The following is a 21,005-nucleotide window of genomic DNA, read 5'->3' as shown; positions in this document are numbered from 1 at the left end:
CCTCCACCGGTACGCTCACCGCGCGGGTGGAGGTGGTACCTGGGGATGAGGAACTTGCACAGCCTGCAATGAGATACTTTGGCAGCGCCGCCGTCGTCGCGAGCCACAGCACTCACATTCGCCAAGGGGACCCCCGTGCACTATCTCGCCGTTCTCAGCATGAAGAACCGCGCCCTGATCGCGCTCATCACGATCGTGGCCGCCGTCTTCGGCGGGATCGCGCTGACCAGCCTCAAGCAGGAGCTCACGCCGTCGATCTCCTTCCCGCAGCTCGTCGTGCTGTCCAACTACCCCGGCGCGTCTCCGGAGGTCGTCAACCACGACGTGAGCACGCCCGTGGAGGCCGCCATCCAGGGTGTGCCCAACCTCGACTCCACCTCCGCGGTCAGCAGCACGAACAAGTCGATCATCACGGCGAAGTTCACGTACGGCACCGACCTCGCGACGGCCGAGCAGAAGATCGACCAGGCGATCAACCGGATCAAGTCGACCCTGCCGTCCGGCGTCGACCCGCAGGTGCTCTCCGGCTCGATCGACGACCTCCCCGTCATCCAGCTCGCGGTCAGCAGCGACACCGACCAGCGCACGCTCGGCGACGACATCACCAAGCTCGCCCTGCCCGACATCAAGGCGCTCAACGGCGTCAACGACGCCCAGCTCGTCGGCGAGGTCGGCCAGCGCATCACCATCACGCCGGACACGGCGAAGCTCGCCGCGACCGGCTTCAGCAGCGCGGCGATCAAGGACGCCCTCCAGCAGAACGGCGTGCTGCTGCCGGGCGGCTCGATCACCGAGAACGGCAAGACCCTCACCATCCAGTCGGGAGCGCAGCTCGCGTCGGTGGCGGACATCTCGGGGCTGCCGCTGATCAAGTCGAGCACGGGTGCGGCCGGTGGCTCGGGTGCGTCGGGTGCGTCGGGCGCCGCGGGTACGAGCGGGGCGCCAGGAGCGACGGGCGCCCCAGGAGCAACGGGTGCGACCGGAGCGACGGGCGCGACCTCGGGAGGCGCCGCGGCAGGTGGCGCTGCCTCCAGCCAGTCGGCCGCCGCAGCCGCAGCCGCCGCGGCGAACGCCACGCCGAAGACCATCGGCGACGTGGCCACCGTCGCCCAGACCGACAACCCGGTGTCCTCGCTCTCCCGCGTCAACGGCAAGCCCGCCCTCACCATCGCAGTGACCAAGCTGCCCTCGGCCAACACCGTCGCGACGTCGCACGCGGTGTCCGCGCTCATCCCTCGCCTGCAGACCAAGCTCGGCCACAACGCCACGATCACCGTCGTGTTCGACCAGGCGCCGTTCATCACCCAGTCGATCAACTCGCTCGCCGAGGAGGGCCTGCTCGGCCTGGCGATGGCGGTCATCGTCATCCTGGTGTTCCTGCTGTCGGTGCGCTCCACGCTGGTGACCGTGGTCTCCATCCCCACCAGCGTGCTCATCACCTTCATCGTGATGTGGGCGAGCGGCTACACCCTCAACATCATCACGCTCGGCGCGCTCACGATCGCGATCGGCCGCGTCGTGGACGACTCGATCGTCGTCATCGAGAACATCAAACGGCAACTGGTGCACGACGTGGACCGGGCCGTCACGATCATCCGCGCGGTGCGGGAGGTCGGCGGCGCGATCACGGCGTCCACCATCACGACCGTCGCGGTGTTCCTGCCGCTGGCGTTCGTCGGAGATGTCACCGGCGAGCTGTTCCGGCCGTTCGCCCTCACCGTCACCATCGCCCTGCTGTCGTCGCTGCTGGTCGCGCTGACGATCGTGCCGGTGCTCGCGTACTGGTTCCTGCGCGCGCCGAAACCGCGTGCGAGCAAGGGCGGCGAGTTCGACGACGAGGCCGCGCACCTCTCGGTCGCGGAGGCCACGGCCTCCGGCCACGACGAGCTGGAGCACGCGTCGCGCCTGCAGCGCGGCTACCTCCCGATCATCCGCTGGACGCTGAAGCACTCCGTGCTGACCGTCGTCGCCGCGGTGATCGTGCTCATCCTGACCTTCTTCTCCGTCCCGCTCCTCAAGACCAGCTTCCTCGGGTCGAGCGGCCAGAATTCGCTGACCGTCTCGCAGACCCTCGAGCCGGGTGCGAGCCTCCAGGCGAAGGACGACGCCGCGCGCACGGTGGAGGACAAGCTCCTGCACACCACGGGCGTGAAGACCGTGCAGGTGTCGATCGGCTCCAGCGGCTCGTCGCTGCGCGACGCGTTCACCGGCGGCGGCGGCGCGACCACGTTCTCGGTCACGACCGACCCGAACGCCGACCAGGACAAGCTGAAGACCACCATCCAGAACGAGATGGCGGCGATCACCGGCGCGGGCGACATCACCGTGTCCGCGTCGAGCGGGTTCGGGGGCTCCACCGACATCGAGGTGGACATCACCGCGAGCACGGACGCCGACCTGCAGAAGGCGACCGACTCGGTCGTCGCCCAGCTCAAGAAGCAGTCGTCGCTCAAGCAGGTCACCGACAACCTGAGCGCGTCGCTGCCGTACGTGTCGGTGAGCGTCGACCGGACCAAGGCGGCCGAGGCGGGACTCAGCGAGGTCGCGGTCGGCACCCTCGTCTCGCAGGCGATGCAGCCGACCCAGATCGGCTCGGTCGCGATCGAGAACTCGACGCTCAACATCTACCTGCAGAGCGACAACCCGCCGACCACGGTCGCCGGGCTGTCCGAGCTGCCGATCCCGACCACCAAGGGCGTCGTGCCGCTGAGCTCCGTGGCGACCGTCGCCGAGGCCAAGGGCCCGTCGACCGTGACGACCGAGCGCGGCCTGCGGACCTCCGCGGTCACGGCGACACCGGCCACCGACAACCTCACGACCGCCAACGCGGACGTGACGAAGGCGCTCGCGGACGCCCACCTCCCGGCCGGCGCGACGGCGAAGATCGGCGGCGTCTCGTCCAGCCAGTCGAGCGCGTTCGGTCAGCTCGGGCTCGCGCTGCTGGCGGCGATCCTGATCGTCTACATCGTCATGGTGGCGACGTTCCGCTCGCTGCGGCAGCCGCTGTTGCTCCTGGTCTCGGTGCCGTTCGCGGCGACGGGCGCCATCCTGCTGCAGCTCGCCTCGGGCATCCCGCTCGGCGTCGCCTCGCTCATCGGCGTGCTGATGCTGATCGGCATCGTGGTGACCAACGCGATCGTGCTCATCGACCTCGTCAACCAGTACCGCGCCCGCGGGCTGACGGTCAGCGATGCGGTCGTGCACGGCGCGTCCCGCCGTCTGCGGCCCATCCTGATGACCGCGCTCGCGACCATCGCGGCTCTCACGCCGATGGCGCTGGGCGTGACCGGCCATGGCGGTTTCATCTCGCAGCCGCTCGCCATCGTCGTGATCGGCGGCCTGATCTCGTCCACCGTGCTCACCCTCGTGGTGCTGCCGACGCTCTACAACCTGGTGGAGGGCGCGCGCGAGCGGCGCATCGCCCGCCGCGCGGCGAAGGGCGGCGGCGCGGCCGGTGCGGGTGGTTCGGGCGGCCCTGGGGACTCCACGCCGGACGGCGAGGCGCCGGAGCCTCCGGTGTTCACCACCCCCGCGGGCGGCCGCCAGCTCTGACCGCTGTCCCCGAAGGACACGCAACGCCCCCGAAACGCGGTTCCGGGGGCGTTTTGCGTGCCCCTAGGCCCGTGGACGAGGCGTGTCCGGGATCCCAGACGGCGGAGGTCGAGGCTTGAACGCCGGCGCGGGCGGACGTTGCTAGCGTCGCCGTATGAGCCTCTCCGTCGATCCCCGCTGGCCTCGTGCCGGTTCCTGGCCGTCGCTCGCCGAACTCCCGGACGGGCAGCAGGTCGACCTGGCCCTGATCGGCCTCCCGACCTGGCGCACGTCGCTGTCCCCGACCGGAGCGCACGCGACGCCGGGCGCCGTGCGGGAGGCGCTGCAGCGGTACTCCCTGCACGTCCCGGAGCTGGCCGTCGAGGCGCTGCGGTTCGCCGACGCCGGCGACGTCGCGGAGCCCGACGGCCCCGAGGGCGAACGCCGGGCGATCGACGCCGTGCGGGAGGCGGTGTCGCGCTCGCGCCTGACCGTCGCGGTCGGCGGCGACAACTCCCTCACTGTCCCGACGGCGCTCGGCGCCTGGGGCGACGACGTGGCGACGGCCGGACTGGTGACGCTCGACGCCCACCACGACCTCCGCGACGGCGTCTCCAACGGCTCGCCGGTGCGACGCCTCGTGGAGGCCGGCCTCGGCGGCCGACGGATCGTCCAGATCGGCATCGCGGACTTCGCCAACTCGGCCGCCTACGCGCTGCGGGCGCAGGAGTACGGCATCACCGTCATCCCGCGCGACGACCTCCACCGCCGCCCGATCGACGACGTGATGGCGGAGGCCCTGGAGGTCGCGGGCGCCGCCGGAGGCCCCATCCATGTCGACCTCGACGTGGACGTGTGCGACCGTTCGGTCGCCCCCGGCTGCCCCGCCTCCGTGCCGGGCGGCCTGCCGGCGTGGGAGTTGCGGAGGTTCGCGCGGCTCGCGGGAGCGGACTCCCGCGTCCGCTCGATCGACATCGCGGAGGTCGACGCCACCGCGGACACCCCCGATCAGCGCACAGTGCGCCTCGCGGCGCTGCTGGTGCTGGAGGCGGCCGCGGGGCTCGCGTCGCGCTGAGTCCGCGCCGCTACTGCGGCGGCAGGAACCCGGGGTCCGCCGCGGGAGGTGCGTTCGTCGCGGGTGGAGCGCCGGCCGGCTGAGGCTGCGGCGGGACCGCGCTCGGCTGCGGTGCTGCGCCCGGCTGCCGCAAGACCGTGCCCGGCTGCCCCGCTGCGGCCGGCTGTAGCGGGACCGCGCCCGGCTGCGGCACACCGACACCCGCACGGGGGAACGGGTACGGCGGATTGGGCCGCAGCTCCGGACCCGTCGACCGGTCGCCGTGCACCGCCGGCTTCGCCTCGAACGCCCGCACGATGAGCGGGATGACTGCCGCCACGGCTCCGACCAGGGCGGTCGCCCCTGCGACCCGCCACCACCAGTCCGGCCAGTCCCGGACGGGGAAGATCGCAGGGAGGGACAGCACCAGTGTCGTCGCCCAGGCGAGGGCGAGCGTGGTGTTCCCGCCCAGCCGCGAGACGCGCGACGTGGCCCTCGTCACGAACCTCAGCCCGTACGCCTGCGTCACCAGGAGTGCAGCCCGCGCGAGCACGACGATCTCCACGAAGCGCCAGATCTGCAGCGCCCAGACCACCGGGTCCTCGCTGTCGGCGGGCTGGAGGGGGCCGTTCCACAGCTTCAGCAGCCCGATCGCGACCAGGACGGCGTTCGTGACCGTCGACGCCGGCAGGTACCAGCGGTTGGGGCCGTTCGCCACGGTGGCGTCGAATGCGACGGCTCCGGCGAACGTCCCGACGAGCAGGAGCGTCAGCCACGCGCGGCCGGAGATGTTCGCCTGGTCCCCGACGACGATCAGGACGGCGCCGAGCACTGCGGAGGCCGCCAGTACAGCGATCGTCAGGTAGAGCGCAAGCGTGCGTGCGCGTGGTCTGCGGCTCTCGGCTTCGGCATCGGTCACGGCATGATCCCCCTGGAATGTCACACTCCAGGGTAACCTATCAGCGAGCTCACGCCACGTGCGTGCGCGCCACCAGCGGAACCCCGGGCCGGTACGCCAAGTGCACGTACGACGGCGCGTCGAGCACCGCGTAGTCGGCGCGCGCGCCCCGCCGCAGGTGCCCGACGTCCTCCCGGCGCAGCGCCTCCGCGCCGCCGAGCGTCGCGGCCCGCAGCGCCTCCGCGACCGTCATCCCCATGTCCCGCACCGCGACCGCGATGCAGAACGCCATGGACGACGTGAAGGACGAGCCCGGGTTGCAGTCGCTCGCCAGGGCGACGCGCGCTCCCGCGTCGATGAGGCGGCGGGCGTCCGGGTACGGATGCCGCGTCGAGAACTCCACGCCGGGGAGGAGGGTCGCGACCGTCCGCGACCCGGCCAGCAGCTCCACATCGCGGTCGGTGAGGTAGGTGCCGTGGTCGACGCTCGCGGCGTCCAGCTCCACCGCCAGCGCGACGCCGTCGCCCGGGCCGAGCTGGCTCGCGTGGACGCGGACGCCGAGCCCGCGCACGGCGCCGGCCTCCAGGATGCGCCGCGACTGCGCGACCGTGAAGGCGCCGGTCTCGCAGAACACGTCGACCCACCGGGAGTACGGCGCGCACGCGTCCAGCATGGGCCCGGTGACCAGCTCCACGTACGCGTCCGGGTCGGCCGCGTACTCAGCCGGGACCACATGCGCGCCGAGGAATGTCGTCTCGTCGGTGACCTCGCGGGCGAGCCGGAGGATGCGTGCCTCGTCCTCCACCGTCAGGCCGTAGCCGCTCTTGATCTCGAAGGTCGTCGTGCCCTGGGCGCGGAGTTCGCGCACGAAACCGGCCAAGCGCCGGCGCAGTTCGTCGTCGGAGGCGGCCCGCGTCGCGGCCACGGTGCTGCGTATTCCGCCGGCGGAATACGGCCGGCCGGCCATCCTCGCCTCGAACTCCGCGGAGCGGTCCCCGCCGAAGACGAGGTGCGTGTGGCTGTCGACGAAGCCCGGGATGACGGCCGCTCCGCCCGCATCCACCACCTCGTCGGCGTCCTCGCGCGGCGCCGCCGACGCGGGGCCGGTCCACTCGACCCGGCCGTCCACCTCCAGGAGGGCCGCGCCGGGGAGGATGCCGAGCGGTCCGGGGTGGGCGGGATCCAGGGTGACGAGCTCGCCGATCCCGGTCAGCAGCGTCGCGCGGGACATCAGGCGACCGGCTCCGAAGCCGCGGCCGCGGCCTCCTGCATCGGAACCCTCAGCCCACGCTCGCGCGCGATGTCGGCGGCGTGCTCGTAGCCGGCGTCGACGTGGCGCATGACCCCGGTGCCGGGATCGTTGGTGAGCACGCGCTCGATCTTCTCGGCCGCGAGCGGGGTGCCGTCGGCGACCACGACCTGGCCAGCGTGGATGCTGCGGCCGATCCCGACGCCGCCGCCGTGGTGCAGCGACACCCAGGTCGCGCCGGAGGCGGTGTTCAGCAGCGCGTTGAGCAGCGGCCAGTCGGCGATCGCGTCCGAGCCGTCCTTCATCCCCTCGGTCTCGCGATAGGGCGAGGCCACCGAGCCGGAGTCGAGGTGGTCGCGGCCGATCACGATCGGGGCCGACAGCTCGCCGGAGGCGACCATCTCGTTGAACTTCAGGCCGGCCAGGTGGCGCTCCTTGTAGCCGAGCCAGCAGATACGCGCCGGGAGGCCCTCGAAGTGCACCTTCTCGCCGGCCTGCGTGATCCAGCGGCGCAGCTTGTGGTCGTCGGGGAACAGCTCCAGGATGGCGCGGTCGGTGGCCGCGATGTCCGCCGGGTCGCCGGAGAGCGCCGCCCAGCGGAAGGGCCCGCGGCCCTCCTCGAACTGCGGGCGGATGTAGGCGGGCACGAAGCCGGGGAACGCGAACGCCCGGTCGTAGCCGCCGAGCTGCGCCTCGGCGCGGATCGAGTTGCCGTAGTCGAAGACCTCGGCGCCGGTGTCGAGGAAGCCGACCATCGCCTCCACCTGCTTCGCCATAGAGAGGCGCGCGGCGATGGTGAAGGCCTCGGGGTCGGCAGCGGCGCGGTCGTGCCACTCCTCGACGGTGACGCCCTCGGGGAGGTAGCTCAGCGGGTCGTGCGCGCTGGTCTGGTCGGTCACGATGTCGATCGCCACGCCGCGGCGCAGCAGCTCGGGGAAGACGGCGGCGGCGTTGCCGACCAGGCCCACCGAGAGAGCGCGACGCTCGTCCTTGGCGGCGAGCACGCGGGCGACGGCGTCGTCCAGGTCGTCGGTCAGCTCGTCCAGGTAGCCGTGGTCGACGCGGCGCTGCAGGCGGGCGCGGTCGACGTCGACGATCAGGACCGCGCCGCCGTTGAGGGTGACGGCCAGTGGCTGCGCGCCGCCCATGCCGCCGCAGCCGCCGGTCAGGGTGAGGGTGCCCGCCAGACTGCCCCCGTAACGCTTGTCGGCGATGGCCGCGAAGGTCTCATAGGTGCCCTGCAGGATGCCCTGCGAGCCGATGTAGATCCAGGAGCCGGCTGTCATCTGGCCGTACATGGTCAGCCCGAGGGCCTCCAGGCGGCGGAACTCGGGCCAGGTCGCCCAGTCGCCGACCAGGTTGGAGTTGGCGATCAGCACGCGCGGCGCCCACTCGTGCGTGCGGAACACGCCGACCGGCTTGCCGGACTGGACGAGCAGCGTCTCGTCGGCTTCCAGGTCGCGGAGGGTGGCGACGATCGCGTCGAACGCCTCCCAGCTCCGCGCGGCGCGGCCGGTGCCGCCGTAGACGACCAGGTCGTCAGGGCGCTCGGCGACCTCCGGGTCGAGGTTGTTCATCAGCATGCGCAGCGGCGCCTCGGTCTGCCAGCTCTTCGCGCTGAGCTCCGTGCCGCGCGCAGCCCTCACGGGTCGCGATCCCTGCATCGTCTGGTCCTTTCTCACACCGCCGAGTACGCGAATTCTCTGCGTACTCGGCGGAAAATGGCTGATTTTCCGCGTACTCGGCGGTTTGTTAGTGGAGGTCGGTGGTGGTGAGGGCCGCGGTGACGGCGGCGCCGGAGGCGACGAAGGCGACGGCGGCCTCGATCTCGGGGGACAGGTGGCGGTCCGGGCCGGGGCCGGGGACGGTCGCGCGCAGCGCCGAGGTGACGGCGCCGGTCGCGGGACCCTGGCGCAGCGGGGCGCGCAGGTCGGCGCCGCGCGCGGCGGTCAGGAGTTCGATCGCCAGCACGCGGGTCAGCCCGTCGATCGCGCGGCGCAGCTTGCGGGCGGCGGCCCAGCCCATCGAGACGTGGTCCTCCTGCATCGCGGACGACGGGATGCTGTCCACCGACGCGGGCGCCGCGAGCCGCTTGAGCTCGGAAACGATCCCGGCCGCGGTGTACTGCGCGATCATCAGGCCCGAGTCCACGCCCACCTCGTGCGCGAGGAACGGCGGCAGCCCCTGGTTGCGCGCCGGGTCGAGGAACCGGTCGGTGCGCCGCTCCGACATGCTCGCGACGTCGGCGACGACGATCGCGAGGAAGTCGAGCACGTAGGCGACGGGCGCGCCGTGGAAGTTGCCGTTCGACTCCACGCGTCCGTCCGGCGTGAGCACCGGGTTGTCGATGGCGGAGGCTAGCTCGCGCTCCGCGACCATCGTCGCGTGGGCGACGGTGTCGCGGGCGCCGCCGTTCACCTGCGGCGAGCAGCGCAGCGAGTAGGCGTCCTGCACGCGCGTGCACTCCGGTCCCTTGTGGCTGGCCACGAGCGGGGAGTCCGCCAGCAGCGCGCGCAGATTGGCGGCGGAGACGGCCTGCCCGGCCTGCGGGCGCAGCTGCTGGAGGTCGGCCGCGAACACCGCGTCGGTGCCGAGCAGCGCCTCCACGCTCATCGCCGCCGTGATGTCGGCCGTGGTGAGGAGGCCGCCGAGGTCGTGCAGCGCGAGGGCGAGCATCCCGAGCATGCCGTCGGTGCCGTTGATGAGCGCGAGGCCCTCCTTCTCGGCCAGGACGACCGGCTCGATGCCGGCGGCGGCGAGCGCGTCGGCGGCCTCCACGAGCTCGCCGTCGACACGCACCTGGCCTTCGCCCATCGCCGCGAGAGCGCAGTGCGCGAGCGGCGCCAGGTCGCCGGAGCAGCCGAGCGAGCCGTACTCGCGCACGAGCGGCGTGATGCCCGCGTTGAGCAGCGCGGCGTAGGTCTCGACGGTGCGGCGCTGCGCCCCGGTGCGGCCGGTCATCAGCGTGGCCAGGCGTAGCAGCATGAGCGCGCGGACGACCTCCCGCTCGACCTCCGGTCCCGACCCGGCGGCGTGAGAGCGGACGAGGGAGGCCTGCAACTGGGCGCGGCGCTCGGTGGGGATGAAGGTGGTCGCCAGCGCGCCGAAGCCGGTGGAGATCCCGTAGTGCGGCTCCACGTCGTCCGCCAGCGCCTCGACGATCGCGCGGGAGGCCTCGACGGCTCCGAGCGCGGCGACGTCGAGCCGCACGGGCGCATCGTGGCGCGCCACGGCGACGACCTCGGCGATAGTGAGCGGACGGCCGCCGACGGTGACGGGCGCGGCGTGGGCTTCGTCGCGGGAGGTGGTTGCGGAGGTGGAACCGGTGGTGAAGGCGGACATGCTCCGATCATCCGCCGGAGGCCGCTCGGCGCGCCCGGGGGTTAGGCTCTTCGGTGTCCGGGATACCAGACAGGAGCAGTCATGAGCAAGGTCCCCGCAGCGGAGAACACGCTGCGCGTGCTCGCCTACCTCGCCACCCAGCGCGGCCCGGTGCCCGCCGCCGGGATCGCCGCCTCCCTGGGCCTGCCGCGCTCGACCGTCTACCACCTGCTGACCGTGCTGACCGAGCACGGCTTCGTGCTGCACTTCCCCGAGGCCCGGCGCTACGGGCTCGGCGTCGCCGCGTACGAGCTCTCCAGCGGGTTCTCCCGGCAGCAGCCGCTCAGCCGGCTCGGCCGCCCGATCGTCGCAGCGCTCGTGGACGCGATCGGCGAGTCCGGCCACGTCGCGGTGCTGCACGGCCGGGACGTCGTCTACATCGTGGAGGAGCGGGCGCCCCGGAGGCCGCGGCTCGTCACCGACGTGGGCGTCCGCCTCCCCGCGCACCTGACGGCGAGCGGCCGCGCCCTGCTGGCCTCCCTCCCCGCCGGGCAGCTCCGTGCGCTGTACCCGGACGCCGACGCGTTCGAGGACCGCACCGGCGCCGGACCGCACTCGTACTCCGAGCTGCGGCGGCTCGTCGCCGAAGCGCGGGAGCGCGGCTATGCCACCGAGGACGGCGACGTGACGCCCGGCTTCGCCTCCGTGGCCGTGTCGGTGCGCGACCACGCCGGCTGGCCGGCCGCCGGGATCGCCGTCACCTTCCCGCGCGAGAACGTGCCGCCGGCGGGGTGGGATGCGCTCGCCGCCCGAGTCCGCGACGCCGCCGCCGAGCTCTCACGCCGCATCCGCGGGAGCTGACCTCGTCGGTCAGCGGAGGGTGACTTTCGTGGTGTGGGCGGTGCCGTCGCGGGTGTAGTCGACCTTCACTTCGTCGCCCGGCTTGCTGGTGACCTGGATCGCCGTGAGCACGTCGATGTCGGTCGCCGGGTTGCCGTTCACCGCGGTTATCACGTCGCCGACCCGGAGGCCGGCCTGCTGCGCCGGGCCGCCCGAGACGATGGACTGCACGAACAGGCCGCCGTCCACGCCGAACGCCGCCGCGGCGCCCGGCGGGATCGGCACCACGGTGAGCCCGGCGTCCGGATGGGTGACCTCGCCGTGCGCGATCAGCTCCTGCGCGATCGGCAGCGCCAGCGACTCCGGGACCGCGAAGCCGATCCCGACGCTGCCGGCGCTCGCGTGGCCGTTGGAGCCGGGGACCGTCGCGATCGCCGTGTTGACGCCGACGAGGCGCCCCGCGCAGTCGACGAGCGCGCCGCCCGAGTTGCCGGGGTTGATGGACGCGTCGGTCTGGATGGCGCCGGCGAGGATCGCATTCCTGTCGTCGTCGCTCGGCACCGGGACGGTCCGGCCGAGCGCGCTGACGATGCCGGCCGTCACGGTGGAGGACAGGCCGAGCGGGGCGCCGAGAGCCACCACCGGCTGGCCCACCACGAGCGCTCCGGAGTCGCCGGTCGCGATGACCGGCAGCGGCTCATCGCTCTTCACCTTGATGACGGCCAGGTCGGTCTTCGGGTCGCGGCCGGTGAGCTCGGCGGGGAGTTCGTGGCCGTCGCTGAACCGCACCGCAAGCTTCGCGCCGGATGCCGCGTCGGAGATCACGTGGTTGTTCGTGAGGATGTAGCCGTCCTCGGTGATGACCTCGCCGCTGCCGTTGCTCGACCCGCGCGCCCCCGTCACCGCGATGGTGACCACGCTCGGCAGCACCTCGTCGGCCACCCGGGCGGCGTCGCACGCGCCGCCGCGGCCGGCGGTGAGCGCGGCGAACGCGAAACCGCCGGCGACCATGCCGCCGCCGATGAGGACGAGCGCCGAGCCGAGCACGATCAAGGCGATCGTCCACCCGCGCGTGGTGGTCGTGCGCGGGCTGGTCGTGCTCGGGCTGGTCGGGCGCAGGGTGGTGTTCTGCTCGGTCACGGTGCCCCCTCCTGGACGGTGGCGCCAGGCTAGCGGGACGCCCGCCCCGGCAGAAGGGGTGTTCTCGGCCGCCCGGGAGGCCGCTACCCTTCGGGCATGGTGAGATTCCTGATCCGAGCGGCGATCTTCGTGGTCACCGCGGCGCTCGGCCTGCTGGTCGCCTCGTGGATACTGCCCGGGTTCCATCTCGACTGGGAGGGCCTGCTGGTCGCCGTGCTGGTCTTCGCGGTGGCGCAGAGCATCCTGGCCCCTTTCATCTTCAACATCGCCCGGAAGTACGCGTCCGCCCTGCTCGGCGGGATCGGGCTGGTGTCGACGCTCATCGCGCTGCTCGTCGCCTCCCTGCTGCCGGGAGGGATCCGGGTGGATGACTTCGTGACCTGGATCCTCGCCGCCCTGGTCGTCTGGGTGGTGACGGCGCTCGGCGGCTGGCTGCTGCCGCTGATCTTCCTCAAGAAGAAGGTCGCGGCACGGAGCTGAGACCGCGAATTAAAGGTCTTTCGCGTAGCAGACCGAGTGCGGGTCGCCCACGTAGTCGCCGAAGTTCGGGATGCGGGTGTAGCCGCGGCCCTCGTACAGCGCGATGGCCGCGTGCTGGAGCGGTCCGGTCTCGAGCTGCAGGGTGGTGACGCCGGCGCGGACGGCCGCTGCTTCCACCGCCGTGAGGAGGCCGCCGGCCAGGCCGCGTCCCCGCGCGTCGGGGTGGACGAACATGCGCTTGAGCTCGGCGCCGCCGTCGTGCTTCTGGACGAGCGCCGCCATCCCGAGCGCGGCGCCCTCCTCGTCGCGGCCGACGAACACCGTCACACCCGGACGCTCCAACTCCGAGACATCGAGCAGGTAGCAGCTCTCGGCTGGGTAGAGCGAGAAGGTGAACTCGTCGCTCAGGCGGAGCAGCTCGGCGACGCCGGGGGAGCGGGCGGGCTCGGCGGACACGCGGGTGGACGTCATGCGACGAGGGTAGTTCGCTCGCATGTCGGGCAGGTTTCGCGCGCTACTTCCGCGCCTTCTGCCGCGAGATGCCGCGCGCGACCCACTCGAGCCGGCGCAGTGCCTCCCGGTTGCGGATCCAGAGGATGGGATCGATGATCGGCGTCGGGATGCGGGCGGCGATCCCGGTGATCGCGTGCTCCTCCATCCGCACCAGGCAGCCGGAGCCGCGGGGCTCGACCTCGATGACGACCCGCTCGGTCCCGACCGGCCGAGTCTTGGCCTCCAGCACGAACCGCTTCGGCGCGTCCCACACCTCGACGGTGGTCTCGTCGTTGAGGACGAACGGCCAGACGCCGATGGAGTGGTGCAGGCGGGAGCCCGGCTCCGGGAAGTTGCCGTCGGCCCCGCGCAGCCGCGAGGCTCCCACCACCCAGGTCGGGAACACCCACGGGTCGGCGAGGGCGGTGAAGACCTCTTCGGGCGTGCAGGCGAAACGGCGGACGTTGACCGACATCAGGCGATCTCCTCTTCGACGGAACCGGTGGTCTGGTTGAAGCCGCTCACGGGCGCGCTCGGGGCTTCGGGCCGCGCGTCGGGAGCCAGCGAGGGCATCCGGGTCACCCCGAACTCGTGGCGGAGGGCGCTCCGCGCGGCGTAGTAGCCGGCCAGCCCGTGCACGCCCGGCCCGGGAACGGCGGAGGACGAGGCGAGGTACAGCCCGCGGCCCGGCATGCGCCACGGGTCGGTGGACAGCACCGGGCGCAGGACGAGCTGCGACAGGTCGGGCATCCCCGAGGAGATGTCGCCGCCGATGTAGCTGGGGTTGTAGCCCTCCAGCTCGTGGGCGGTCCGGGTGGTCTTCGCGAGGATCAGGTCGCGGAAGCCGGGCGCGAACCGCTCGATCTGCGCGATGACCGCCTCGGTGCGATCGGACGTCGAGCCGCGCGGGACGTGCGTGTACGCCCACAGCACGTGCTTGCCGGCCGGGGCGCGCGAGGGGTCGAAGAGGGTCGGCTGCGAGACGAGCACGTACGGGTCGTCGCTCTCCCGCCCGGAGGCCACCACACGCTCGGAGCGCGCGATGGCCGCGCGCTCGCCGCCGAGGTGGACGGTCGCGGTCTCCAGCAGCTCGGGGTTCGTCCACGGCACCGGGCCGGACAGCGCGAAGTCGATCTTGAAGACGCCGTTGCCGTCGCGGAAGCCGGCGACCCGGCGGAGGTAGTCGGCCGGCAGGAGGTCCTCGCCGAGCCGCGCGGCGATGGCGACATGGGTGTCGAAGAGTGTGACGCGCGCGTCGGGCAGCTCGCCGAGCGACTCGACCTCGGCGCCGGTGACGATCTCGCCGCCGTGCGCGCGGAGGTCGTCCACCATCGCGTCCGCGATCGCCTGCGAGCCGCCGACGGGGATGGGCCAGCCGCGCGCGTGCGCGTAGGTCGCCAGGGCGAGCCCGGCCGCGGAAGCCGCGAGGCTCGGCAGCGGCAGGGTCGCGTGCGCGATCACGCCGGTCAGCAGCGCGGCGGCCTTCTGCGTCCGGAACGGCAGGTTCCACCACGGACCGCCCTGCGACAGCGCGACGAGGCTGAACCGCGCGGCGACGAGCGGATTGCGCGGCACCTGCAAGAGAGAGGACCCGGTGAACTGCGCGACCGCGTCCGCGTTGCGGGCGAGCGGGCCGAGGAGGGCGCGCCACGCGGCGCCGTCGGGGCCGAGCGCGTCGGCGGTGCGCTCCAGGTCGCGGTAGGCGACCGCGACCTCCCCGCCCGGCAGTGGGTGCCCGTAGGAGGCCGACGGAGTGATGAAGGGGACGCGCTCCGCCAGCCCGAACCGGCGGAAGAAGCCGGACGCGAGCGCGAGCGGGTGCACCGCGGAGCAGATGTCGTGGCGGAATCCCGGGAGGGTGATCTCCTCCGTGCGCACGCCGCCGCCCGGCGTCGCGTTGCGCTCGTAGACGCGCACGCCCAGCCCGGCGCGGGCGAGGGTGACGGCGGCCGCGAGCCCGTTGGGGCCGGACCCGATGACGATCGCGTCGAGGGAGGACATGCCCCCATGTATACCCCGCCCGCCGCGGCCCGGGAGGGGGTTGCGGATCGGCAGCGTCCTCTCAGGCGCGATCCTGTATCGTTGGGAGGTCGGCTCTTGACACCGCGCCTTTTTGTCGCGCGGATGGGTTTGTAAGTCAGGTGGGCCGGTTCCGCAGCCGTTCGGCGAGCGGATACATCACGACGTGAACGGCCCCGGGCGATGTCTGCAGGGGATAACTCCGGTGCGCTTCTGCGCGCCGCCGCGCATTTCGCAACGACAACCCAGGAAGAATCACGCATGCCCCCGTACAAGAAGAACGACCGACACCCGAGCACCGGCCGACCCGCGCACGCCCCCAAGGGCGCCGGCAGCCGCAGCCCGAAGCACCGCGGTTACCGCGACGAGGCTCCCGAGACCGGCAAGAAGAACCGCTGGAGCGCCGAGGACCGCGCCGCCCGCGGCCGCGACACCTACGGCACCCGCGGCGACGCCGAGCGCGCCGGCCGCAGCGAGCGCCCGAACTGGGAGCCGCGCGGCAAGGACGCCCGCCGCACCGAGCGCGAGTGGGACAGCCGCGCGAACGCCGGCCGCCGCGAGGACGACCGCCCGCGCCGGTTCGACCGCGACGACCGTGCGCCGCGCCGTGACAACGACGACCGTCCGCGCCGCTTCGACCGTGACGACCGTGCGCCGCGCCGTGACAACGACGACCGTCCGCGCCGTTTCGACCGTGACGACCGCGCTCCGCGCCGCGACTTCGACCGCGCCGACCGTGCGCCGCGTCGCGACAACGACGACCGCCCGCGCCGCTTCGACCGGGACGACCGCGCTCCCCGTCGCGACTTCGACCGTGACGACCGCGCTCCCCGCCGTGACAACACGGACCGGCCGCGCCGCAGCTTCGATCGAGACGACCGCGCCCCGCGCCGTGACAACACGGACCGTCCGCGCCGCAGCTTCGACCGGGACGAGCGTCCCCGTCGCGACTTCGACCGTGACGACCGCGCCCCGCGCCGTGACAACGTGGACCGTCCGCGCCGCAGCTTCGACCGGGACGAGCGTCCCCGTCGCGACTTCGACCGCGACGACCGCGCCCCCCGCCGCGACTCCTCCTTCTACCCGTCCCGCGACGAGAAGCAGTCGTCCGCTCCGCAGGATGACGTGGTCCTGGAGCGCCTGGAGGCCGACGCCATCCAGGCCGCGGACGTCGAGGGCGTGACCTTCGCCGACCTGGGCCTCGGCGGCAACATCGTCCGCGCCCTGGCCGAGCTCGGCGCCGACAAGCCGTTCCCGATCCAGGCCGCCACCACCCCCGACGTGCTCGCGGGCAAGGACGTCCTCGGCCGCGGCCGCACCGGCTCGGGCAAGACGATCGCCTTCGCCGCCCCGATGGTCGAGCGTCTCATGCAGCTCTGGGCCGACTCCGGCAAGTCCGGCGGCAAGCGCCAGCTCGGCCGCGCCCCGCGCGCGCTCATCCTCGCGCCGACCCGTGAGCTCGCCCTCCAGATCGACCGCACGGTGCAGCCCATCGCGCGCAGCGTCGGCCTGTTCACCACGCAGATCTACGGCGGCGTGCCGCAGGGCCGCCAGGTCGGTGCCCTCCAGCGCGGCGTCGACATCGTGATCGGCACCCCCGGCCGCATCGAGGACCTCGTGGAGCAGGGCCGCCTCGACCTCAGCGAGGTCGTCGTCAGCGTCCTGGACGAGGCCGACCACATGTGCGACCTCGGCTTCCTGGAGCCCGTGCAGCGCATCCTGCGCCGCACCTCCGAGGGCGGCCAGAAGCTGCTGTTCTCGGCGACCCTGGACAGCGGCGTGGCGCAGCTCGTCAAGGAGTTCCTGGTGGACCCGACCGTGCACGAGGTCGCGGGCGAGGACCAGGCGTCCTCGACCATCGACCACCGCGTGCTGGTCATCGAGCACCGCGACAAGCCGGCGATCATCGAGCAGCTCGCGGACCGCGACGGCAAGACGCTGATCTTCGCCCGCACCCGCGCGTTCGCCGAGATGTTGGCCGACCAGCTCGACGACGCCGGTATCCCCGCGGTCAGCCTCCACGGCGACCTGAACCAGTCGCGCCGCACGCGCAACCTGGCCCAGCTCACCAGCGGCCGGGTGAGCGTGCTGGTCGCGACCGATGTCGCCGCCCGCGGCATCCACGTCGACGACATCGACCTGGTCATCCAGGCCGACGCGCCGGACGAGTACAAGACCTACCTGCACCGCTCGGGCCGCACCGGCCGCGCCGGCAAGCAGGGCACGGTCGTGACGCTCATCCCGCGTCAGCGTCAGCGCCGCATGAGCGAACTGCTCGACCGCGCCGAGATCGAGGCCGACTTCGTGCCCGCCGCCCCCGGCGACGACGTCGTACTGACCCTCTCGCAGGCGTAACCACCCGCCGAGTACGCCCGAATTCAGGCGAAAACCGCCGAGTACGCAGATTGTCTGCGTACTCGGCGGTTTGCCTTAAGGGGCCTCGGCGGCGAGTTGGTCGAGGGCGTGCCGGGCGAGGGAGGCCATGCGCGGATTGTCGTCGGACGACGTCGCCAGCGCGCTCGCCAACGTCACCGCCCAGCCCCGCGCTCGCAGCCAGGTCGCGCGGTCGGGCGCGGCCGGCAGCGCCGCCCGGAACCGCTCGCGCGCGTCCCCGTCGAACGTCAGCCACGCCGTCGCCAAGTCGGTCGCCGGATCTCCCGAGGTGACGTCCCCGAAGTCGATGACCGCCGCGAGACCGCCGGCCGGAGTGAGCAGCAGGTTCCCGGGGTGGAGGTCGCCGTGCAGCAGCAGCGGCGGCCCGCCCCATTCCGGCGCGGCCAGCGCCTCCCGCCAGGCCTGTTCCAGCGCAGCGACCTCCACGCGCCCGGACAGCGCGCGCAGCCGGGTCGCGACGACCTCGCGCCGCGAGGCGAGCGGGACCCCGCGCACTGGGTTGTGCGGGGCGTCCGGCGCGGGCACGGCGAGCTCGCCGACGAACTCCGCGAGCGCCTCCGCGATCCCGGCCCGCTCGTCCGCTCCGACCGACGCGCCGTCGACGCCGTCGATCCACTCGACGATGCTCCAGGGCCACGGGAACAGGTCGGACGGCACCCCGACGCGGACCGGCGCGGGGACGGTCGTGCGCACCCGGGCGGCGATGCCGGGCAGCAGCTGCTGCTCGTGCTCGATCAGGTGGGCGGCGACCTCCCGCCGCGGGATGCGCACGGCGAGCGCGTCGCCCAGCCGGTAGAGCTGGTTGTCCCACCCGTCGGACACAAGCCGCAGCGGCCCGGCCAGGTCGGGATGCTGGGCGGCCACGAGCGCGGCGACGAGCTCGGCGTCGGTGGGGATGTCGGCGGGAGGGGTCAGCGGCACCGGAGCAGCCTAGCCTCCCGGCCGGGCTCCACGCGTGCCGTCGGCCTTCGCCCGCGCGATTTCACTGCGCTCCGATATCCAAATGCGCAGCAAACCAGCGTACCGCCGCGAAATCGTGCTGAACTCGTGTGTCAGCATTGGTGCGGAGGCCCCATGAACACCGACCCCGCCCGCATGCACAGCGTCACCGACGCCACGACGGAACTCGTCGACCTCGTGCTCGACTACTCGCGTCGCCGCATCCTCGCGACCGACACCCCGCTCGACAAGCCGCTGCCCGAGTCTGAGCTGCGCCGGCTGGCCGGGCGCACCGTCTCGGAGAACGGGATGGGCGCCGAGCGCGCGCTCGCCGTCTTCGAGCACGTCCTCGCGCCCGCGTGCATCACGACCGACCACCCGCGTTACCTCTCGTTCATCCCGACTGCCCCCACGAAGGCGGCGACCGCGTTCGACCTGGTGGTCTCCGCGAGCGCCGTGTACGGCGGGTCGTGGCTGGAGGGGTCCGGCGCCGTCTACGCCGAGAATCAGGTGCTGGCCTGGCTGGCGGCCGAGTTCGGCCTCCCGGCGACCGCGGGCGGTGTCTTCGTGCAGGGCGGCACGCTCGGCAACCTGTCGGCGCTGGTGGCCGCGCGCGACCACGCGCGGAACGAGCGCGGCAACCCGCCCGGGCGCTGGATCATCGTCTGCAGCGCCGAGGCGCACTCCTCCGTCGCTTCCGCGGCGCGCGTCATGGACGTGGAGGTCGTGACGGTCTCGCCCGGCGAGACCGGCGTCCTCACCGGCGACGCGGTCCGTCCGGCGCTCGCCGAGCACGGCGACGCCGTCTTCGCGGTGATCGCGACCGCCGGCTCCACCAACTTCGGGATCGTCGACGACATCGCCTCCATCGCGGCGCTGAAGGACGAGTTCGACTTCTGGCTGCACGTCGACGGCGCCTACGGCCTCGCCGGGATGCTGTCGCCGCTCGGCCGGCCCCGGTTCGCCGGCGTCGAGCGCGCCGACTCGCTCATCGTGGACCCGCACAAGTGGCTGTTCGCGCCGTTCGACGCCTGCGCGCTGCTCTACCGCGACCCGGAGCAGGGCCGCCGCGCGCACACGCAGCACGCCGAGTACCTCGACACCCTCACCGAGGCCACCGAGTGGAGCCCGTCGGACTACGCCGCCCACCTCACCCGGCGCGCCCGCGGCCTGCCGCTGTGGTTCTCACTGGCCGCGCACGGCGCCGCCGCCTACCGGGACGCCGTCACGGCCTCCCTCCAGCTCGCCGCCCGGATCGCGGATGAGATCGACCGTCGCGAGGGCTTCCACCTGGTGCGCCGGCCGCAGCTCTCTGTCGTGGTCTTCGAGCGCGAGGGCTGGAGCAAGGAGGACTACGCGCTCTGGTCGGCCCGCCTCCTGGACGAGCAGCGCGCCTTCGTCACCCCGAGCTCGCACGCCGGCCGGACGAACACGCGGTTCGCGATCGTCAACCCGCTCACGACGTTCGAGGACCTGGTGGAGATCCTGGACTCCATGGAGGGCTGAGCCTCGATGGAGGGCTGAGCGCCCGCCCACGCACGACGAAGCCCCCGCCGTTCGGCGGGGGCTTCGTGTTTCCGGGGGCCTGGTCAGACGATGTCGTCGTCCACGCCGCGTCGGGTGACGCGGTCGCCAGTCACGGGGTCCACGGCGGTGCGAGTCGTCGCGATGGTGCGGCGGCGACGGGTCAGCAGGATGATCCCGATGATGATGCCGACGACGCCGGCGATCATCAGGATGTACCCCACCAGGTGGAGATTGATCCAGTCGACCTGGATGTTGAGGGCGAACGCGAGGATCGCTCCGATCACGAACAGGACGATTCCGGTGCCCAGGCTCACGGAGACCTCCTTAGACGCGTCGGCTGCCGGTCAGCAGCCGCACGAGCCAGACGATGACCGCGAGGACCAGCAGAACGATGCCGACCCAGAGCAGGAAGTTCAAGGACGACACGAATCCGCCGGTGAGCAGGAGGACGATCGCGATGATGGCAATGATGATGAGCAGGATGTTCATGGGAGGGGTTGTCCTTTCCTTGACGGGGTCCAGACAACAACTGTTTCGGTTGTCGAACAATCCCCTTGACGTCAGGACCTTTCCGGCCTATTCGCGTGTCGCTCCGCGCTGATCCCGTCCACCGTGCGCCGCATCTTCGTCAGGAACCGCGTCACGGTGCGCGCTTCCTCCTCGCTCAACTCGGCGGCCTCTGCGGCGATCTGCTCCTGCGCGAGCTTGAGCGGACCGGTGTCGCCGTAGGCCGCGCGCGTCGGCACGAGGTCCACCGACCGGCGGTCGGCGTCGTTCGTCCTGCGCTCGATGTAGCCGCCGCGCACGAGACGGTCGATCAGCGCGGTGGTCGAGGCGCTGGAGACGCCGACGTACGTGCTGACGTCTTTGGCGGACGTCCGCCGGCCCTCCGCCGCGTTGTCGAGGATGAGCCGCAGCGCCAGGAAGTCGTTCTCGCCGATGCCCATGGCCGCGCCGGTGCGCCGCCGCATCGCGGTCTCGGCCGCCCGATAGACCTGCAACGCCTCGAGCACGCCGGTGTCGGGCGGCAGCTCTTCGGAACGTTCGGTCACTCTTGTCAGTCACCTCTCTCCGCCGCGCGAATTCAACGGGAGCGCGAATGATTTTCGGCGGATTCACGG

Annotated in this window: 18 protein-coding genes; 6 read left to right on the top strand and 12 right to left on the bottom strand. The window is 72.5% G+C overall.

Annotated features, from left to right (window positions below):
- The first annotated feature begins 135 nt into the window (after window positions 1-135).
- A complete protein-coding gene (locus ABIA36_RS17520; protein WP_369963853.1) occupies window positions 136-3,552 on the top strand; it encodes an efflux RND transporter permease subunit in 3,417 nt (1,138 codons plus the stop codon).
- 154 nt (window positions 3,553-3,706) lie between these two features.
- Window positions 3,707-4,606: an arginase family protein gene (locus ABIA36_RS17515; RefSeq protein WP_369963852.1), complete on the top strand. Its 900-nt coding sequence runs from the start codon at window positions 3,707-3,709 to the stop codon at window positions 4,604-4,606.
- A 10-nt stretch (window positions 4,607-4,616) separates the two neighbouring features.
- Here ABIA36_RS17515 and ABIA36_RS17510 read toward each other — a convergent pair whose 3' ends face one another.
- From ABIA36_RS17510 to hutH, 4 genes are all read right to left on the bottom strand, one after another.
- Window positions 4,617-5,504 (bottom strand): hypothetical protein, encoded by an 888-nt coding sequence (locus ABIA36_RS17510; protein WP_369963851.1) that lies wholly within the window; start codon window positions 5,502-5,504, stop codon window positions 4,617-4,619.
- Window positions 5,505-5,553: 49 nt separating this feature from the next.
- Entirely contained in the window at window positions 5,554-6,714 is a 1,161-nt protein-coding gene (gene hutI, locus ABIA36_RS17505) for an imidazolonepropionase (protein ID WP_369963850.1), read from the bottom strand.
- Window positions 6,714-8,396 carry a urocanate hydratase gene (hutU, locus tag ABIA36_RS17500; RefSeq protein ID WP_369963849.1) on the bottom strand — a complete coding sequence of 561 codons (1,683 nt, stop codon included), beginning with the start codon at window positions 8,394-8,396 and terminating at the stop codon, window positions 6,714-6,716. Before hutU ends, hutI begins: the two co-directional genes overlap by 1 nt.
- An 88-nt stretch (window positions 8,397-8,484) precedes the next feature.
- Window positions 8,485-10,074, bottom strand: a complete 1,590-nt coding sequence (gene hutH / locus ABIA36_RS17495; RefSeq protein WP_369963848.1) for a histidine ammonia-lyase — start codon at window positions 10,072-10,074, stop codon at window positions 8,485-8,487.
- A gap of 81 nt (window positions 10,075-10,155) precedes the next feature.
- On the opposite strand from hutH, the gene ABIA36_RS17490 reads away from it, so the two are divergent.
- On the top strand, window positions 10,156-10,914 hold the full coding sequence (locus tag ABIA36_RS17490; RefSeq protein ID WP_369963847.1) for an IclR family transcriptional regulator: 759 nt from the start codon (window positions 10,156-10,158) through the stop codon (window positions 10,912-10,914).
- A gap of 9 nt (window positions 10,915-10,923) precedes the next feature.
- Here ABIA36_RS17490 and ABIA36_RS17485 read toward each other — a convergent pair whose 3' ends face one another.
- Window positions 10,924-12,033: a S1C family serine protease gene (locus ABIA36_RS17485; protein WP_369963846.1), complete on the bottom strand. Its 1,110-nt coding sequence runs from the start codon at window positions 12,031-12,033 to the stop codon at window positions 10,924-10,926.
- Window positions 12,034-12,129: 96 nt separating this feature from the next.
- Between ABIA36_RS17485 and ABIA36_RS17480 the strand changes: the two genes are divergently transcribed.
- On the top strand, window positions 12,130-12,513 hold the full coding sequence (locus tag ABIA36_RS17480; RefSeq protein ID WP_369963845.1) for a phage holin family protein: 384 nt from the start codon (window positions 12,130-12,132) through the stop codon (window positions 12,511-12,513).
- Between the two features lie 9 nt (window positions 12,514-12,522).
- Here ABIA36_RS17480 and ABIA36_RS17475 read toward each other — a convergent pair whose 3' ends face one another.
- From ABIA36_RS17475 to ABIA36_RS17465, 3 genes are read right to left on the bottom strand one after another with little or no spacing between them, the layout of a single operon-like run.
- Complete coding sequence (locus ABIA36_RS17475; RefSeq protein WP_369963844.1) at window positions 12,523-12,984, bottom strand: GNAT family N-acetyltransferase; 462 nt, start codon at window positions 12,982-12,984, stop codon at window positions 12,523-12,525.
- Window positions 12,985-13,027: 43 nt separating this feature from the next.
- Window positions 13,028-13,480, bottom strand: coding sequence for an SRPBCC domain-containing protein (locus ABIA36_RS17470; RefSeq protein WP_369963843.1), 453 nt, complete (start codon window positions 13,478-13,480; stop codon window positions 13,028-13,030).
- Window positions 13,480-15,006, bottom strand: coding sequence for a phytoene desaturase family protein (locus tag ABIA36_RS17465; protein WP_369963842.1), 1,527 nt, complete (start codon window positions 15,004-15,006; stop codon window positions 13,480-13,482). Before ABIA36_RS17465 ends, ABIA36_RS17470 begins: the two co-directional genes overlap by 1 nt.
- A 279-nt stretch (window positions 15,007-15,285) precedes the next feature.
- Between ABIA36_RS17465 and ABIA36_RS17460 the strand changes: the two genes are divergently transcribed.
- The gene (locus ABIA36_RS17460) at window positions 15,286-17,379 is read left to right on the top strand and encodes a DEAD/DEAH box helicase (RefSeq protein WP_369963841.1); all 2,094 of its coding nucleotides are present in this window, start codon (window positions 15,286-15,288) and stop codon (window positions 17,377-17,379) included.
- A gap of 75 nt (window positions 17,380-17,454) precedes the next feature.
- Here ABIA36_RS17460 and ABIA36_RS17455 read toward each other — a convergent pair whose 3' ends face one another.
- On the bottom strand, window positions 17,455-18,339 hold the full coding sequence (locus ABIA36_RS17455; RefSeq protein WP_369963840.1) for an aminoglycoside phosphotransferase family protein: 885 nt from the start codon (window positions 18,337-18,339) through the stop codon (window positions 17,455-17,457).
- Window positions 18,340-18,492: 153 nt separating this feature from the next.
- Between ABIA36_RS17455 and ABIA36_RS17450 the strand changes: the two genes are divergently transcribed.
- Window positions 18,493-19,863, top strand: coding sequence for an aspartate aminotransferase family protein (locus tag ABIA36_RS17450; protein ID WP_369963839.1), 1,371 nt, complete (start codon window positions 18,493-18,495; stop codon window positions 19,861-19,863).
- An 83-nt stretch (window positions 19,864-19,946) separates the two neighbouring features.
- Here ABIA36_RS17450 and ABIA36_RS17445 read toward each other — a convergent pair whose 3' ends face one another.
- The 3 genes from ABIA36_RS17445 to ABIA36_RS17435 form a co-directional block, all read right to left on the bottom strand.
- Window positions 19,947-20,198, bottom strand: coding sequence for a DUF6458 family protein (locus ABIA36_RS17445; RefSeq protein ID WP_345833647.1), 252 nt, complete (start codon window positions 20,196-20,198; stop codon window positions 19,947-19,949).
- A 10-nt stretch (window positions 20,199-20,208) separates the two neighbouring features.
- Window positions 20,209-20,373 (bottom strand): hypothetical protein, encoded by a 165-nt coding sequence (locus ABIA36_RS17440; RefSeq protein ID WP_369963838.1) that lies wholly within the window; start codon window positions 20,371-20,373, stop codon window positions 20,209-20,211.
- Window positions 20,374-20,444: 71 nt separating this feature from the next.
- Window positions 20,445-20,936, bottom strand: a complete 492-nt coding sequence (locus tag ABIA36_RS17435) for a MarR family transcriptional regulator (protein WP_369963837.1) — start codon at window positions 20,934-20,936, stop codon at window positions 20,445-20,447.
- Window positions 20,937-21,005: the final 69 nt, after the last annotated feature.

Source organism: Leifsonia sp. EB34 (assembly GCF_041260585.1).
Lineage (GTDB): Bacteria > Actinomycetota > Actinomycetes > Actinomycetales > Microbacteriaceae > Leifsonia.
Note: the sequence above shows the minus strand (reverse complement) of the source record. Positions and strands in the feature narration are given on the sequence as shown.

Coding starts and splice junctions, on each gene's coding strand:
- ABIA36_RS17515 (WP_369963852.1), top strand. CDS start 3,707: ATGAGCCTCTCCGTCGATCCCCGCTGGCCTCGTGCCGGTTCCTGGCCG.
- ABIA36_RS17490 (WP_369963847.1), top strand. CDS start 10,156: ATGAGCAAGGTCCCCGCAGCGGAGAACACGCTGCGCGTGCTCGCCTAC.
- ABIA36_RS17475 (WP_369963844.1), bottom strand. CDS start 12,984: ATGACGTCCACCCGCGTGTCCGCCGAGCCCGCCCGCTCCCCCGGCGTC.
- ABIA36_RS17470 (WP_369963843.1), bottom strand. CDS start 13,480: ATGTCGGTCAACGTCCGCCGTTTCGCCTGCACGCCCGAAGAGGTCTTC.
- hutI (WP_369963850.1), bottom strand. CDS start 6,714: ATGTCCCGCGCGACGCTGCTGACCGGGATCGGCGAGCTCGTCACCCTG.
- hutU (WP_369963849.1), bottom strand. CDS start 8,396: ATGCAGGGATCGCGACCCGTGAGGGCTGCGCGCGGCACGGAGCTCAGC.
- ABIA36_RS17460 (WP_369963841.1), top strand. CDS start 15,286: ATGCCCCCGTACAAGAAGAACGACCGACACCCGAGCACCGGCCGACCC.
- ABIA36_RS17465 (WP_369963842.1), bottom strand. CDS start 15,006: ATGTCCTCCCTCGACGCGATCGTCATCGGGTCCGGCCCCAACGGGCTC.
- ABIA36_RS17440 (WP_369963838.1), bottom strand. CDS start 20,373: ATGAACATCCTGCTCATCATCATTGCCATCATCGCGATCGTCCTCCTG.
- hutH (WP_369963848.1), bottom strand. CDS start 10,074: ATGTCCGCCTTCACCACCGGTTCCACCTCCGCAACCACCTCCCGCGAC.
- ABIA36_RS17480 (WP_369963845.1), top strand. CDS start 12,130: ATGGTGAGATTCCTGATCCGAGCGGCGATCTTCGTGGTCACCGCGGCG.
- ABIA36_RS17450 (WP_369963839.1), top strand. CDS start 18,493: ATGAACACCGACCCCGCCCGCATGCACAGCGTCACCGACGCCACGACG.